The organism is Devosia sp. Root413D1, from assembly GCF_001425235.1.
Lineage (GTDB): Bacteria > Pseudomonadota > Alphaproteobacteria > Rhizobiales > Devosiaceae > Devosia_A.
In genome coordinates this window covers 214033-230047 of sequence record NZ_LMEA01000011.1, presented here as the reverse complement: position 1 = coordinate 230047, position 16015 = coordinate 214033, and the positions used below count along the sequence as shown (strand labels likewise).

The window sequence follows — 16015 nt, the reverse complement described above, 5'->3', positions numbered from 1 at the left end:
GGTCAGCCGGCTCGGAGCAGGGGAATGGCGAGGTCCTTGCGGAACAGGTAGAGCAGCGTGCGCAGGGCGTCGCCGTCGCGTCCGGTCAGGCCGGGGTTACGGGTAAGCGCGTCCTTGGCATCCTCATGCGCCCATTCGAGCAGGTGGCGGTGCACATCGGGGACGGCGAGGTGATAGCCGGGCATGCCGGATTGGCGGGTGCCGAGCACGTCGCCCTGGCCGCGCAGCTCGAGGTCCTTCTCGGCGATGACGAAGCCATCTTCGGTGCCCTTGATGGTCTCGAGTCGGGCCTTGGCGGTTTCGCTCAACGGCTCCTTGTAGAGCAGCAGGCAGGCCGAGCGCTGACTGCCGCGACCGACGCGGCCACGCAGCTGATGCAGCTGAGCAAGACCGAAGCGTTCGGCATGCTCGATGATCATGATGGTGGCGTTGGGCACGTCGACGCCGACTTCGATGACGGTGGTGGCGACGAGGATTTTGGCCTCGTTGCGCTGGAAGCGGTCCATCGCCTCGGCCTTCGCCGCAGCGCTCATCCGGCCATGGATCAGCACCACCCTATCGCCGAACACCTTCTTCAGCTCGGCAAAGCGATCCTCGGCGGCGACCACTTCGAGATGCTCGCTCTCCTCGACCAGCGGGCAGACCCAGAAGGCCTGCGCCCCCTCGGCGATGCGGCTCTCGAGGCGCTGGATGACGCGGGCATACTCGCCGATCGACAGCACCGCGGTATCGATGGGCTGCCGGCCACGCGGCTTTTCACGCAGGATGCTGACCGCCATGTCGCCGAAATGGGTGAGCACCAGGGTGCGCGGGATCGGCGTGGCGGTCATCACCAGGAGGTCGGCATGGATGCCCTTCTCGCTGAGCGCGAGGCGCTGGTGGACGCCGAAGCGATGCTGCTCGTCGACCACGGTGAGGCCGAGATTGTGAAAGTCGACGCCGGTCTGGAACAGCGCGTGGGTGCCGACGACGATAGCGGTCGAGCCGTCGGCGATGCCTGACAGCACGGCACGGCGCTCGGCGGCGGTCATCTTGCCGGTGAGCAGCACGATGCCGAGGCCGACCTGGTCGCAGAGCGGCTTCAGCGTCTTGAAGTGCTGGCTGGCGAGGATTTCGGTCGGCGTCATCAGCGCCGACTGCGCACCGCTCTCGGCCATCGCCGCCATCGCCATCAGCGCCACGACGGTCTTGCCGGCGCCGACATCGCCCTGCAGCAGGCGCGACATCCGTTCGGGCGCCGCGAGGTCGTGGCGGATATCCTCGACGGCGAGGCGCTGGCCCTCGGTGAGGGTATAGGGCAGGGCGGCCTCGACCCTGGCGGAGATCGCACCGGTGAAGCTGCGGGCGATACCGCGCGGCGCGATCAGCTGCGAGCGGACGATCAGCAGGGCGAGCTGGCCGGCGAGATACTCGTCATAGGCGAGCCGCATCCGGTTCTTCGACCAGAGCTGTGCGTCATCGGGGGTTTCGGGGGCGTGCGAGGCCTGCATTGCTGCCTGAAAGCTGGGCCAACCGAACTCGGCGATGCGCTCGGCGGGCATCCATTCGGGCAGGTCGGGCAAGGTCTCCAGCACCTGACGGGTGAGTTTGATCAGGGCGCGGGAGCTGAGGCCGTGGGTCAGCGGATAGACCGGCTCGACCAGCGGCATGTCCTCGAACTTGTCGGCCTCGACGACATAGTCGGGATGGGTGATCTGCTTTTCGCCCTGGAAGAAGCCGATGGTGCCTGAGACGTAGCGGGTCTCGCCGACCGGCAGGAGCTTTTCCACCCAGCCGCCCTGGGCCCGGAAGTACACCAGCTGGATCTCGCCGGTTTCGTCATGCGCGAAGACACGATGCGGGATGTGCTCCCGGCCGCGCGGCGGCGGCTGGTGGCGGTCGATATGGAGCTTCAGCGTCGCGATATTGTTGTGCACGGCATTGGCGATGCCATCCATGCGGCGGCGGTCGAGGATGCCGGTGGGCATGTGCATCAACAGGTCGAGCGCGATGGCTTCCTGCCCCTCGGGCGCGCCGAAGAAGCGGGTCAGCAGGGCGCTGAGCTGTGGCCCCACCCCCTTGATGGAGTGGAGCGAGCGAAACAGCGGATCGAGGGCCGGCGGACGGGACATGCAACTCGGGTCGGAGAAATTTGCCGATGAGTTGTGGCAAAATCGGCTGCCGATTGCCACCGGCTTGCAGGCGTCTGTTGCGGCGAAAGCACCACGTCGCGGCGACGGGTATGCTTGTCGACCACGTGACACGCGGGCGATATCCGCGTAAACACGCCATCCACATTCCCCGAGACCACCCGCTCATGGCCCTTCAAAAAGACGCCGGTGAAGATTCTGCTATGCGATTGCGGCGCCTGCGCTATCGCGCCTGGCACCGCGGCACCAAGGAGATGGACCTGCTGCTCGGGCCCTACGCGGATGCGCGGCTGGCGGCCATGGACGGGGGGGAACTCGATCGCTTCGAGATCCTGCTCGAGGAGCTGGATACGGACCTCCTCGCCTGGCTGATGGGGCAGGAGCCGGCCCCTCAGCATGCCGACCACGACCTGCTCGCCGACCTGCTCAGATTCCGGACTGCCAAATGACCGACCAGCGCGCCGATCGCACCCTTTCGAACGTCCCCGACGGCATGCAGCCGGTGGTGCTGGCGCGCCTGGTCGAGGACCGGCTGAAGGCCGCGCCGGACGCGGCGGTGAGCGCCGTATTCGTGGCGCGCGACGGGCGGCGCCTGCAGCGCATGGTGGAGATCCTCGAGCAGCTGATGCCGGGGCACCAGTTGCTGACGCTGCCGGCCTGGGACTGCCTGCCCTATGACCGCGTGTCGCCCAACGGGGTGACCATCGCGGCGCGGATGACGACGCTCTCGAGCCTCGCCAGCGGCGCGGCCAAGGGGGCTATCGTCCTCACCACTGTCAACGCGCTGGTGCAAAAGCTGCCGCCGCGCGAAGTCGTCGCGGGGATGAGCTTTGCCGCGGCGGCGGGGCAGGTGGTCGATAGCGAGAAGCTGATCGCCTGGGCCGCAGGCAATGGCTACCTGCGGGTGCCGACGGTGCGCGAGACAGGCGAGTATGCGGTGCGTGGCGGACTGGTCGACCTCTATCCGGCCGGGGTCGAATCGCCGCTGCGCTTCGATTTCTTCGGCAAGCAGCTCGAGACTATCCGCACCTTCGATCCGGACACGCAGCGCACCACAGGCAACCTGAAGCGCATCGCTCTGGCGCCGATGAGCGAGGTGCTGCTGAGCGAGGAGGCGATCCGCCGCTTCCGGGCCCGCTACACCACGATGTTCGGCGGCAATACGGTGGACGATCCGCTCTATGCGGCGGTGAGCGCCGGCCAGCGCTACCCGGGTGTCGAGCATTGGACGCCGTTCTTCTACGACGAGCTGGACCACCTCGCCGCCTATACCGAGGACGCGCCGTTCGTCTTCGACGACCAGGCCCGGGAAGCCTTTGCCGACCGGCAGACGCAGATCTCGGACTACTACCAGGCGCGCGAGGATGCACGGCACGAGAAGCAGTCCTCGCAGGGCGCGGCGCCCTACAAGCCGGTGCCGCCGGCGCAGCTCTACGAGATGGAGCGGGCGCCCTACACGCTGGCGCCGGACAAGGGCGTGGTGCAGCTCTCGCCGTTCGCGACACCGGATATGCGCAAGGCCGACGATGTCGGCGGGCGGGTGGCGCCGAGCTTTGCCGCCGAACGGCAGGCGCAGGACGTCAACCTGTTCGAGGCGGTGGTCAAACTGTTCCGCGCCGAGCGGAAGAAGGCGCGCAAGACCATCATCGCCTGCTGGTCGGAAGGCTCGCGCGATCGCATGGCGCAGGTGCTGGCCGACCATGGCCTGGCGCATCCGCGCCTCGCTGAGAACTGGCGCGATGCCGAGACCACCTCGCCGGAAACCACGGCGCTGGTGGTGCTGGGGCTCGAGACCGGCTTCCAGACCGACGACATGCTGGTGCTATCCGAGCAGGACATTCTCGGTGAGCGGCTGCTGCGGCCGCAGAAGCGGCGCAAGGCCTCGGATGCGCTGACCGAGGCCGCCGGCCTCGCGGCTGGCGATCTGGTGGTGCATGTCGACCACGGTATCGGCCGGTTCCTCGGTTTGAAGACCATCGAGGTGCAGGGCGCGCCGCACGACTGCGTCGAGATCGAATATGCCGGCAACACCAAGCTCTACCTGCCGGTCGAGAACATCGAGCTGTTGTCGCGCTACGGCGCCGACGCGATCATCGAGCTCGACAAGCTCGGCGGCGTCGCCTGGCAGGCCAAAAAGAGCAAGCTCAAGAAGCGCATCCGCGACATGGCGGAGCAGCTGATCAAGATCGCGGCGTTGCGGCAGCTGTCGACGGTGCCGCCGATGGATGTGCAGCCGGGGCTCTACGAGGAGTTCGCAGCGCGCTTCCCCTACGACGAAACCGAGGACCAACTGGTCGCCATCAACGCGGTGTTCGAGGACCTGGCATCGGGTCGGGTGATGGACCGGCTGGTGTGCGGCGATGTCGGCTTCGGCAAGACCGAGGTGGCGCTGCGCGCGGCGTTCGCCGTGGCGATGTCCGGGCGGCAGGTGGCGGTGGTGGTGCCGACAACGCTGCTGTCGCGCCAGCACTTCAAGACCTTCAGCGAGCGCTTCTCCGGGCTGCCGCTGCGGATCAGGCAGGCTTCGCGCCTGGTGTCGTCGACCGAACTCAAGGCGACCAGGGAAGAACTGGCCAAGGGTACCGTCGACATCGTCGTCGGCACGCATGCGCTGCTGGCGAAATCCATTCAGTTCAAGGACCTGGGTCTGCTGATCATCGACGAGGAGCAGCACTTCGGCGTCGGCCACAAGGAACGGCTGAAGGAGCTGAAGGGCAACGTCCACGTGCTGACGCTGACCGCGACGCCGATCCCGCGTACGCTGCAGCTGGCCCTGACCGGGGTGCGCGACCTGTCGCTGCTCGCCACACCGCCGATCGATCGCCTCGCTATCCGCACGTTCGTCTCGCCATTCGATCCGCTCAGCGTGCGCGAAGCGCTGCTGCGCGAGAAGTATCGTGGCGGGCAGGCGTTCTATGTGGTGCCCAAGATCAAGGATCAGCCCGATATCGCAGAATTCCTGCGCCAGCAGGTGCCGGAGGTCAGCTACGTCGTTGCCAATGGCCAGATGCCGCCGGGCGAGCTCGACGACATCATGAACAATTTCTACGACGGCAAGTTCGACGTGCTGGTCGCCACCACGATCGTCGAGTCCGGGCTCGATATCCCCAATGCCAACACCCTGGTGGTGCACCGGGCCGACAATTTCGGCCTCGCGCAGCTCTACCAGATCCGCGGCCGGATCGGCCGGGCCAAGCAGCGCGCCTACGCGCTGTTTACTATCCCGCCGGACAGGAAGCTCAACGACACCGCCGAACGGCGGCTGACGGTGCTGCAGTCGCTGGAAACGCTGGGGGCGGGGTTCCAGCTCGCAAGCCACGATCTCGATATCCGCGGCGCCGGGAACCTGCTCGGCGACGAGCAGTCGGGCCATATCCGCGAGGTCGGGTTCGAACTCTATCAGGCGATGCTGGAAGAGGCGGTGGCGGCGCTGCGCGACGGTGACGCGGAATACGAGGAGCGCAACGAGTGGAGCCCGACGATCTCGCTGGGCATGCCGGTGATGATCCCCGAATACTATGTGCCGGACCTGCAACTGAGGATGCAGCTCTATCGCCGGCTCGGCGACCTCTCGGATGCGCGCGAGATCGATGCGGCCGGCGCCGAACTGATCGACCGCTTCGGGCCGCTGCCGGAAGAGGTGGAGGCGCTGCTCAAGGTGATCCTGGTGAAGGCACTTTGCCGCACCGCCAATGTCGAGAAAGTGGATGCCGGGCCCAAGGGCGCAGTCGTTACGCTCAGGAACAAGACATTCCCCAACCCGGCCGGGCTGGTGCGGATGGTCTCCGATCCACAGATGCAGGTCCGGATCAAACCTGATCAGAAACTCGTGTTCAGCCGTGACTGGCCGACAGCCGAGGCGCGACTGAAGGGAACAGCCGCGATACTGTCGAGAATGGCCCGGCTCGCGGCGGAAACGGGTGCTGCGGCAACACTCGCAGGTTAAAGCTTTCGGAAGTCATCTCGGTCATGTTATTGCCGCGTTTCGTGCCTTGAAGAGCGCACGAAGAAGGGTGGCCGGGAGAGTCACCGATGGTAGGACACCACAAGGAAATTCAATGACCCTCAAAAAGCTCGTCGTTGCTGGTTTCGCGGTTGCCGCGCTGATGATGCCCTCGTTCGGGGCGCTCGCGCAGGAAGCCACCACGCCGGCAGCCCCCGCCGAGGGTGCAGCAGCACCGGCGGCGCCTGCTGCCGATGCTGCAGCAGCGCCGGCGGCGCCAGCCAATCCCGCTCAGAACTGGCTCAAGGTCTGCGACCCCATCGATGGTGGCAAGCAGGCCTGCATCATGCGCCAGGTCGTCGTCGCCAATGGCCAGTTCCTCGGCTCGTTCCTTCTGCGTGACGATCCGGGCCAGGAGAGCCGCCTGCTCGCCGTTGCCGCGGTACCGCTTGGGGTGCTGCTGCCGTTTGGCCTCACCTGGCAGATCGACGGCGGCAAGCCGATCCGCGTGCCGTTCATGCTGTGCGATCCGCAGAGCTGCGCCACCCAGCTGGTGATCAACGAGGCCTACGTGAACAGCCTCAAGAAGGGTGGCATCCTGAAGCTCACCGCCAAGAACCGGCAGAACAAGGACCTGGTGATCGACATCACGCTCGCCGGATTCACCTCGGTCTATGATGGCGCCGCCGCGATGACCTTCGACGAATTCAACAAGCAGTCGACCGCTCCGTCGGCGCTGGAAAAGCAGCTGCAGGATCGCGCCGAAGAACTGCGCAAGCAGCTCGGCACCGATGGCGCCGCCCCGCCGGCCACTCCGGCTGCCCCGCAGTAAGCGGAGCGACGGGGTTAGAATCGAAAGGGCGCTCTCGGGCGCCCTTTTTGTTCTTGGTGGCTTACCTACCCATCGAATGATCGCCTGTGTGCACCCGGAGAGCGGTCGAGCTAACCCACCGTGATCACCCCATCTACGATGACAGCCGGTGGTGGGTGCATGGCCGAGGCCAGCCACTGGCCGGCTCAGCACAATAGAAATGATGCCGCCTTGCTTCAGCCCTGGCCCATGCCGAGCCCGAAGGCGCGCTTGCGCAGTGGCGGCAGCAGGCGCAAGGCCCACAGGCCGCCGGCGCGCAGCGCCTGGGCCGGCAGGAAGTCGCTGAGCAGCGAACGGAACAGGGCGTCGACCATGCCGCCGGTGCGCTCGAGATCGTCGGCGCGACGGGCGGCATAGTCGGTGCTGACGGCATTGGCCCAGCCGGACGCGGTGCGATCGGCGGCGGCGAGTGAGGCGGCAAGATCGGCGACGTCGCGCAGCCCGAGGTTGAGGCCCTGCGCGCCGATCGGCGGAAAGGCATGCGCGGCCTCGCCGGCGAGCACAATGCCATCCATGCCGGCGCGCTCGACGGTAAGGGTCGAGAGCAGGAACATGTGCGCCGGGGTCAACAACTGGATATCGCCGAACAGGCGCTGCGACTTCTCGAGGAAGGTGGCGCGGAGGCCATCCTGGCCAGTCGCCTGGGCGGCCTTCAACACCTCGCGGTCGTCGATCCAGACGAGGTTGGCGCGCGAGCCGCCGGCCGGAACCAGCGTGAACGGGCCCTGCTCGTAGTGGAACTCCACCGAGGCGCCGCCGAGCGGGCGGTCAAGCTCGAGATCGCAGACCAGCGCCGACTGGGTGAAGCCGTGCTCGCGGGCGCGGAAATCGGTGGCGACGCGGACCAGTGACTTCTTGCCGTCGGAGCCGACGACCAGTGGCGCTTCGACGACGCTGCCATCGGCAAGCGTCAGCACCCAACCAGTAGAGCCGCGCTCGATGGATGAGAGAGCGAGCTCGCGGGTCTCGAGGTTGTCGAGCGAGGCGCGCGCCGCCTCGAAGGCTTCGAGCAGCCTGATATTGGGAAAGTTCCAGCCGAAGGCCTCGAGGCCGGCATCCTTGCTGTCGAACAGCGTCTCAGGGGCGCGGAGCAGCCGGTCGGTGGCATCGATGATGCGGATCTGGGTCAGCGGGTGGCCGAGCTCGGCGGGATTGCCGATCAGCCCGGAGGCGCGCAGGTAATCGACGCTCGGGCCCATCAGCGCCGAGGTGCGCCGGTCGGGTGGGCCTTTGGGCGCGAGGTGGAGGGTACGGAGGCCGGCGCGGGCGACAGCGACCGCCGCCGCCACCCCGGCAAGGCCGCCACCCACGACGACCGCTTCAGGAGCGCCACTCATCGCGCCAGCGCCAGCCGCTTGTCGCGGCCGCTCGGAATGACCAGCGCACCGGCATAGGAGCCGGCGAACATGGCGAGAAGGAAGATCAGCAGGTTGTCGGGCCAGAAGGCGATCAGCGAGATCGCCGGGCCCGGGCAGATGCCCGACATGCCCCAGCCGATGCCGAACAGCACAGCGCCGCCGACCAGCGGCGCGTCGATGTGGTGGAATTCCGGCTCATGGAACTGCGTATCGAACAGCGGCGCCTGCCTGCTGCGGCCGACGCGCACAGCAATGAACATCACGGCAATGGCGGCGACGATGACGAAGGCGAGGCTCGGGTCCCAGCCGCCGGTGGGGATGGCGGTGAAATCGAGGAAGCGCAGCACCTTCAGCGGATCGACCATCTGCGAAATGTAGAGGCCGGCGCCGAACAGCAGGCCGCTGACGGCGGCGGTGGCGAGATAGGGCAGGCGAAGGTTGGCGGCCATCTCAGACGATCCCGGTGACGGCGACAGTGAGGATGGCGACCGAAAAGAACACCCCGACCGCGACGAAGGAACGCTTCGATAGCCGCGCGATGCCGCAGACGCCGTGGCCCGAGGTGCAGCCATTGCCGATCTTGGTGCCGAAGCCGATCAACAGGCCGGAGATGGCGATCCAGAGTGGGGCAGGGATGTTCCAGCCTGGCGGCGGCGAGGCCAGTTGCGCCGGCGCGCCGCCGGGGCCGCCGACGCCGAGGCCCGGGATGAGCCACGCGGCCGCGAGGGCGCCGAGCACCAGCGCCAAGAGGAACGCCAGCCGCCATACCACGGTGCGTGCCGGCGGCAGCAATTGCCCAAAGATTCCCGAGATGCCGGCGATGCGGCCGTTGCCGAGCCAGAGGAGCGCCGAGGCGAGCCCGATGAGCACACCGCCAATCAGGGCGGGGATGGGAGAGAACGCGTCCATGGGGAAACTTTCGAGTGGAGCCGAGCCATTACAATAACAGCGGCGGCATGGGCGGGCCAGCTTCGGCACGATGCGATCGTGCCACGGGCCGGGGGCGCGGTGAAAAACCGCACCCTGTGCGGAGCCTCGCGCGCACTCTTCCAACAATCGCGCCACGGCCCTAAGTATGGCGCCACCTGATCATCACCACTGGAGCTGTCGATGCTGGAACTCCTCTACGATCCCAACGTGTGGGCCGCCTTCCTGACCCTCACGGCGATGGAGATCGTGCTCGGCATCGACAACATCGTGTTCATCTCGGTGCTGGTGTCGCGCCTCCCCAAGGAGCAGGCGGATCGCGCCCGCAAGCTCGGCCTGGCGCTGGCGCTGGTCTTCCGCATCCTGTTGCTGCTGGTGATCTCCTGGATCATCAGCCTCACTCAACCAGCCTTCGACATCTTGGGCTTTGCCCCGTCGTGGAAGGATCTGATCCTGATCGCTGGTGGCGCTTTCCTCGTCTACAAGGCGACGCACGAGATGCATGCCGAGCTCGAGGAGCCGCACGAGGAGGAAGACAACCTCAAGAAGCAGGCCTCGATGGCGTTTGCCGCGATCATCAGCCAGATCATCGTTATCGACCTGGTGTTCTCGATCGACTCGATTGTCACCGCCGTGGGCATGGCCGATCAGGTCGAGGTGATGATTGCCGCGGTGATCGTCGCAGTCGGCGTGATGTTCGTGGCATCCGGCCCGGTGGCCGATTTTGTCGCCAAGCACCCGACCACCAAGATGCTGGCACTGGCCTTCCTCTTGCTGATCGGCACGTCGCTGGTGGCCGATGGTCTCGGCTTCCATATCCCGAAGGGCTACATCTACGCAGCGATGGGCTTCTCGGTGCTGGTCGAGGCGATCAACATCATCGCCAAGGAGCGGAAGCTCCGCAACCGGGCCGCCGGGCGCCCGGCGGCGGCCGTGGGTCACACTCCGACAGTGGCCGAAGCCGCGACCCCCGCCAAGCCGAAGACCAGGTCGACTTCGACGTCGCGGGCCCAGGCCAAGCCGAAATCGGCGCCGCGGAAGTAAGCGGGGTTTCAAGCCCCAGGAAACGCAAAAGCCCGCGGTTTCCGCGGGCTTTTCATTGGGGTTGGATTGGCGGCTGAGCTCAGCTCTGGCCGGCGCGCAGTCCGGCGGCGATCTCGCGGTTGATGTTGATCAGCACGGTGAGCTTGTTGGCCGAAGGCTCGGCCTGGATGGTCATCGTCTGCTTCATCACGAACAGGCCGAGATTGGCGATGTTCTCGCGCAGCGCCTTGGGCAGCTGGCTTTCCTCGCCGGTCACCGAGCCGAGGAACACCGTCCACAGCTTGCGGTTGAACATCAGGGCGGCGGTCAGTTCGTGACGCTCGTTCTCCCAGTCGTCACGCACGCGCTGCATCTGGCCGGCAGCTCGAGAGAGGAGGTTGGCCTCGAGGAGACGAGGATTGACCGTCTGCCTGCCTACCTGCTGGTAGGCGAGCGCCGCACTATTCTGCATTGCCGAGGAGTTCCTGTTCGTACTGGATCAGCTTTTTCGCAGCCTTGAGTGCTTTGTACAGGGAGCCGGTTAATATCTCGTTATTGATTTCGTCAACAATGCGGATTGTTGATGGCGCTGCCGTGATGATGTCGTTGACCAGTTGAAAGTAGTCCTGGGTCAATCGTTCGACGTTTTCATGAATGTACATGAGCTGTACGGCCAAGTAGATGCGCTTGGCGGGACTGGTCGCGGTGTCGAAGGTCAGGATGTCCTTCTCACGGAGGATTGGCGCCTTGCCATCGATGAACAGCCGGGTGCGCTGATCCGAGTTCGTAATGACACAGTTGCCGACGATCAGGCGTTCGCCCGGCTTCAACTCGACCTTTAACGACATGTCGGTGGTTCAACCCCTTGATTCCGTGGTGCAGCATACTGCATGCGCCGCGTCACCAAAACGCTACCGGCGGAAGGCGAATGCTAGGGCTCCGAGGCCGAGCAGGATAATCAGCCCGCCGCCGACAATGAATGGCGCCGGGACGCCAAAGCCGGTGACGATCAGGCTGCCAAGCAGCGGCGCGGCCATCATCGCGGTGGTCATCGCTGCTTCGCCGGCCGAGCTGACGCGGGCGATCCGGTCCGGCGGAGTTTCGGACTGGATCACCGAGCGATAGGGCACCAGCATGAACACGGTGGTACCACCCATCACTGCCATCACCAGGCAGAACAGCGGAAAGGGGATGGCGATCCCTGAGGCGGCAGCCAGTGCCGTGCCGACGGTCACCGGCCCCGAGACCAGTGCGGCGAGCGCCATCAGCAGCAGTGGCCGGTTCGGCCGCATCAGCCCGGCAAGCGATGCGCCGATCATGCCGCCGATGCCGGAGGCGGTGACGGTCAGGCCGAAGGCCGTCGCGTCGTAGCCGAGCTGGCTGGTGAGCAGGGCAATCTGCGTGTCGTAGAGGAAGAAAGTGAAATTCGCCGCCGAGGCGAAGATCAGCACGGCGAGCAGCAGCCGGTTGCGCCCGAACTCGGCGATACCACCGGCGACGCGGGCGAGAAAGGGTTCCTCGGCGTCATGTTCGACATGGGCCCGCGGCGGCAGTTGCAGCCCTAACAGGACGAGGAACGCCGCGACCGACAGCACGCCGTTGATGGCAAACACCCCTTGCGCCGGCACCAGCGCCAGCAGCAGCCCACCACAGGCCGGTGCGACGATCTTGCTGGCCTGGTTGATGCCCTGGTGCAGGCCATTGGCGGCCATCAGCAGCGGCTCGGGGGTGGTCAGTTGGATGGCAGACTGCCGAGCCGGGGTGAAGGCGGAATCAACGATGCCGCGCAGCAGCACGATCAGCAGCAGGATCTCGACATTGGGGGCGATCACCAGCGCGAAAGTCAGCACGCCGCGGCCGAGATTGGAGAGCAGCAGCACCAGCTTCAGGTCCGCCCGGTCGACCCAGGCGGCGAGCAGCGGCCCGGCGACGACGTAGGGCAGGGCGAAGGCCAGCGCCAGCAAGGCAAGCACCACCGGGCCCTCGCCCCAGACATAGGCGATGAGGGCGACAACGGCGACATAGTCGAACCAGTCGGCAAAATCGGCCGGAATGGCTGCAAACAGCAGCCGGCGCTGCGCCGGGATGCTCAGAATGTCTCGGTACGGCGTCATGGCGGCGACGATGGCCTGCGGCTTTACGAGCTGGCAACGGAAAAGGCGGGCCGCAACCCGCCTGTCCTCAGGTTGCTGAGGGGAATCCGTGCTTTGTCACAGGTGGCTCCTCACCCACGGTGTCACCCCGGCGAAGGCCGGGGCCCATCCTGAGATGGAGGGGCCCGCGCAAGAGCCGGCACACCTCAGGATGGGTCCCGGCCTTCGCCGGGATGACATCGAGTTCTGAGGTACTGCTGGTGGCAAACTCGGCAATAGGAGCAGACACCCCCGAAGCCTCTGCGATCAGAACAGCCGCAGCACCGCCTGATCGGCCTGCGAGGCCATCGACAGGGCAGTGGACGACAACTGCTGGCGGGTCTGCAAGGCGAGGAGGTTCGCCGCTTCCTGGTTGGTGTCGGCAAGCGTGAGGTTGGCCGCGCCGGTCTCGAGCGTGTTGATCATCGACTTGGTAAAGTCGTTGCGGTTCTCGACGATCGACAGGTTCGAGCCGAAAGCCGAGGCCTGCGAGCGCAGCTTGCCCAGCGCATCGCCGAGCTTGCCGAGCCGGGCGTCGAGCGAGACATCGCTGTCGAAGTCGGCGGCGACGGCGGAGGCGATGCCGAGCGTGGTGTTGTTGACCGAGGTCGGGTCGCCATCTGAATCCTTGGCCTGGATATCGATGGTCGAGGTGCCGGATTCGTTGAAGGTCAGCTTCAGCTTGTCGCCGCGGAGCAGGTTGATGCCGTTGAATGAGGCGTCGTCGGCGAGCTTGTCGAGCTGGTCGCGCAGTTCGTTGAACTGCTTGACCAGGTTCTTGCGGACTTCGTTGCCACTAATGGTGGCCTCGCCCGTGGTGCCGTCAACTTCGCCGTCGGAGCCGACACCGTTCACGGTCAGCTCTTCGGTCGAGAGGTTCTCGATCCGCAGCTTGCCGTTATCGTTGGAGGCGCGGACCTTGTCCTTAAGCGCAGTGTTGGCGTTGATTTCCTGGACCAGCGCGTCGACCGTCTTCACCGAACCGCCACTGGCGGCGGTACCGGGGGTCGAGGTGCCGGTTTGAAGTGACAGCGGCGAAAGATCGGTGTCGCCGTCAAAGTCGAAGGCGGAGAGGAAGTTCAGCGCGACCGACGATGTGGCACCGGTCGTCGATGAACTCAGTGTCAGCTTTCCGCCAACGATCGATGTGCTGACCCCCGTTACGCCCTGGTCGGTCAGCAACTCGTCGAACTCTGCCGCACTGTCCAAAGTCATGTTGCCATTGCCGACACTCAGCAGTTCGGCGCCGCCGAGCAGGAAGTTCTGAGCCGGTCCACCGTCGACCGAGACGCTGAACGCTTCGTAGTCGGCGGCGTCGCCCACGCTGACGGGCGTGAAGTTGGCAGTCGTCGCATAAGTGCCGGCTGTGGCTCCACCCGAGGCGGTGTTGAGGCTGACCGACACCGGCGTCGCACCCACGGCGCCGCCCTCGAACGAGATCGTCTTCGTCGCCGCAGTGCCGATCGCCGCGGTGTCGATCGCAAAGCTCTGCGTCTTGAATGATTTGTCCTGGCGCGCCTGCCGGAGCGTCGACTGCATCGCCTCGACCGTCTTGGTGATCGAGCTCAGGCCGTTATCGGCAGCTTCGATGGTCTTGATGCCGTTCGACATCGAGTCCAAAAGGTTCGACATGTCGCTGGCACGGCTGTTGAGCGACGCGGCGGTGAAGAAGTTGGTGGGGTTGTCCAGCGCCGAGTTGACCTTGAGGCCAGAGGCGAGTCGTCCCTGAGTCTTGGCCATCGAGGCCGCGGTCGACTGGAGCGAGAGGAGGTTCGAGCGAACCGCCTTGGAGAGGTTTACATCAGCCACGTTACAAACCTTCTGGTCTGTCTAAAACGCCCGCGTCCTGGGGCCCGGCTCGTCAATGCTGTATCTATCGGGCCGCAATCGGTAACAGCTGGTTAATCGGCGTGCCAAAACAGTCTAGTGCAAAAGAAAAAGGCGGGCCGGAGCCCGCCTTCGTCTTGTCTTGCGACGTTCTTCTTAGAACAGACGCAGCACGGCCTGGTCGGCCTGCGAGGCCATCGACAGAGCTGTCGACGACAGCTGCTGGCGGGTCTGCAGGGCGAGAAGGTTCGCCGCTTCCTCGTTGGTGTCGGCAAGCGTGAGGTTCGCCGCACCAGTCTCGAGGGTGTTGATCATGTTCTTGGTGAAGTCCTGGCGGTTCTGCACGATCGACAGGTTCGAGCCGAAGGCCGAAGACTGCGAACGCAGGGTGCCCAGGGCGTCGCCGAGCTTGCCCAGCTTGGCGTCGATCGACGCGTCGCTGTCGAGATCGGAGTCCTGCACCGAAGTGATGCCGAGCGACGTGTTGTTGATCGAGGTCGCGTCGCCATCGGAATCCTTAGCCTGGATGTCGATGGTCGAAGTGCCGGTCTCGTTGAACGTCAGCTTGAGCTTGTCGCCGCGGAGCAGGTTGATGCCGTTGAAAGACGCGTCATCAGCCAGCTTGTCGAGCTGGTCGCGCAGTTCGTTGAACTGCTTGGCCAGGTTCTTGCGGACTTCGTTGCCGCCAATGGCGGTCTCGGCGGTCGAGCCGTCGATTTCACCATCCGAGGCCACACCGGTCACGGTCAGCTCTTCGGTCGAGAGGTTCTCGATGCGGAGCTTGCCGTTGTCGTTGGAGGCGCGGACCTTGTCCTTCAGCGAAGCATTGCCGTTGATCTCGGAAACGAGAGCATCAGTGGTCTTCACTGCACCAGCGGCGACCAGTGCGTCACCGGAATCCGATGCAGCAGCGATACCCGAGGTGTTGGTGATGGTGTTGGCACCACCGCCGTTCACCACACCAACCGCCGAGATGGCGACGGACGAGGAAGCGCCGGTCGTGTTCGAGGTCAGCGACATCGCCGTACCCGAGCCACCAACCGTGACGCCGGTCACGCTGGCGTCGGTCAGAGCCTGGGTCACCGCAGCGCGGAGATCCGCACCACTGGTGATTGCGCCGCCGACAATGCCGGCATCGGTCAGGGTCTGGGCGTTGATGGTCACGGCAGTGGCAGCGCCACCATCGACGGCCACCGAGAAGTTCAGTTCGTCGCCCGGATCGTCGAACGTGACGGTCGAGGCAAAGGTCGACGACACGGTACCGGCAGTGGCCGCAGAGCCAGCGCCGGTGGTGTTGAGGTTGATGCTGACCGGCGAAGTGCCGACAGCGCCGCCCTCGAACGACAGCGTCTTCACCGAAGCCGTGCCGACGGCAGCGGTATCTACGGCGAACGAACCGGTCTTGAACGACTTGTCCTGGCGCGCCTGACGGAGCGTGGACTGCATCGACTCGACGGTCTTGGTAATCGACGAAAGGCCATTGTCCGCAGCTTCAATGGTCTTGATGCCGTTGGACATGGAGTCGAGCAGGCTCGCCATATCCGAAGCACGAGAGTTAAGCGAAGCGGCGGTGAAGAAGTTAGTCGGGTTGTCGAGCGCCGAGTTCACCTTGAGACCGGTGGCGAGACGCTCCTGCGTCTTGGCCATCGAGGCAGCGGTGGACTGGAGGCTCAGCAGGTTCGAGCGAACTGCCTTTGACAGATTTACATCAGCCATTTTGGAGGCCCTTTCTGGGTCCGTACTCAGTTACTAGACCGTCTCTCCTGAGACGCGGCTGGATCATCGGTCGGGACCGGCAAAAGAAG

General features: G+C 65.4%; 13 protein-coding genes. 4 read left to right on the top strand and 9 right to left on the bottom strand.

Features of this window, described 5'->3' with window-relative positions:
* Positions 1-2: 2 nt before the first annotated feature.
* Positions 3-2111 carry an ATP-dependent DNA helicase RecG gene (gene recG / locus ASC89_RS18445; protein WP_056000455.1) on the bottom strand — a complete coding sequence of 703 codons (2109 nt, stop codon included), beginning with the start codon at positions 2109-2111 and terminating at the stop codon, positions 3-5.
* A gap of 221 nt (positions 2112-2332) precedes the next feature.
* Between recG and ASC89_RS28720 the strand changes: the two genes are divergently transcribed.
* The 3 genes from ASC89_RS28720 to ASC89_RS18430 all read left to right on the top strand — a co-directional run bounded on the left by ASC89_RS28720 (position 2333) and on the right by ASC89_RS18430 (position 6904).
* Positions 2333-2578, top strand: a complete 246-nt coding sequence (locus ASC89_RS28720; RefSeq protein ID WP_162247963.1) for a succinate dehydrogenase assembly factor 2 — start codon at positions 2333-2335, stop codon at positions 2576-2578.
* Positions 2575-6075, top strand: a complete 3501-nt coding sequence (gene mfd, locus ASC89_RS18435) for a transcription-repair coupling factor (protein ID WP_200940463.1) — start codon at positions 2575-2577, stop codon at positions 6073-6075. Before ASC89_RS28720 ends, mfd begins: the two co-directional genes overlap by 4 nt.
* A 112-nt stretch (positions 6076-6187) precedes the next feature.
* Positions 6188-6904 (top strand): invasion associated locus B family protein, encoded by a 717-nt coding sequence (locus ASC89_RS18430; RefSeq protein WP_055882408.1) that lies wholly within the window; start codon positions 6188-6190, stop codon positions 6902-6904.
* 215 nt (positions 6905-7119) lie between these two features.
* Here the strand turns inward: ASC89_RS18430 and ASC89_RS18425 are convergent, their stop codons facing one another.
* Genes ASC89_RS18425 through ASC89_RS18415 form a run of 3 tightly spaced genes read right to left on the bottom strand, consistent with a single transcriptional unit; the run spans position 7120 to position 9210 of the window.
* Positions 7120-8280 carry an FAD-dependent monooxygenase gene (locus ASC89_RS18425; protein ID WP_082533451.1) on the bottom strand — a complete coding sequence of 387 codons (1161 nt, stop codon included), beginning with the start codon at positions 8278-8280 and terminating at the stop codon, positions 7120-7122.
* Positions 8277-8750 (bottom strand): DUF6691 family protein, encoded by a 474-nt coding sequence (locus tag ASC89_RS18420; RefSeq protein WP_055882403.1) that lies wholly within the window; start codon positions 8748-8750, stop codon positions 8277-8279. Before ASC89_RS18420 ends, ASC89_RS18425 begins: the two co-directional genes overlap by 4 nt.
* Before the next feature lies 1 nt (position 8751).
* Positions 8752-9210, bottom strand: coding sequence for a YeeE/YedE family protein (locus tag ASC89_RS18415; protein ID WP_056000443.1), 459 nt, complete (start codon positions 9208-9210; stop codon positions 8752-8754).
* Positions 9211-9411: 201 nt separating this feature from the next.
* On the opposite strand from ASC89_RS18415, the gene ASC89_RS18410 reads away from it, so the two are divergent.
* Positions 9412-10272 carry a TerC family protein gene (locus tag ASC89_RS18410; protein WP_082533450.1) on the top strand — a complete coding sequence of 287 codons (861 nt, stop codon included), beginning with the start codon at positions 9412-9414 and terminating at the stop codon, positions 10270-10272.
* Positions 10273-10351: 79 nt separating this feature from the next.
* Here ASC89_RS18410 and flaF read toward each other — a convergent pair whose 3' ends face one another.
* The 5 genes from flaF to ASC89_RS18385 all read right to left on the bottom strand — a co-directional run bounded on the left by flaF (position 10352) and on the right by ASC89_RS18385 (position 15926).
* Entirely contained in the window at positions 10352-10723 is a 372-nt protein-coding gene (gene flaF, locus ASC89_RS18405) for a flagellar biosynthesis regulator FlaF (RefSeq protein ID WP_055882398.1), read from the bottom strand.
* Positions 10713-11099 carry a flagellar biosynthesis repressor FlbT gene (gene flbT, locus ASC89_RS18400; protein ID WP_055882395.1) on the bottom strand — a complete coding sequence of 129 codons (387 nt, stop codon included), beginning with the start codon at positions 11097-11099 and terminating at the stop codon, positions 10713-10715. The genes flaF and flbT overlap by 11 nt, the downstream gene beginning before the upstream one ends.
* 63 nt (positions 11100-11162) lie before the next feature.
* Complete coding sequence (locus ASC89_RS18395; RefSeq protein WP_056000440.1) at positions 11163-12365, bottom strand: MFS transporter; 1203 nt, start codon at positions 12363-12365, stop codon at positions 11163-11165.
* Between the two features lie 285 nt (positions 12366-12650).
* Positions 12651-14192 (bottom strand): flagellin, encoded by a 1542-nt coding sequence (locus ASC89_RS18390; protein ID WP_056000437.1) that lies wholly within the window; start codon positions 14190-14192, stop codon positions 12651-12653.
* Positions 14193-14366: 174 nt separating this feature from the next.
* Positions 14367-15926 carry a flagellin gene (locus ASC89_RS18385; RefSeq protein WP_056000434.1) on the bottom strand — a complete coding sequence of 520 codons (1560 nt, stop codon included), beginning with the start codon at positions 15924-15926 and terminating at the stop codon, positions 14367-14369.
* Positions 15927-16015 lie beyond the last annotated feature (89 nt).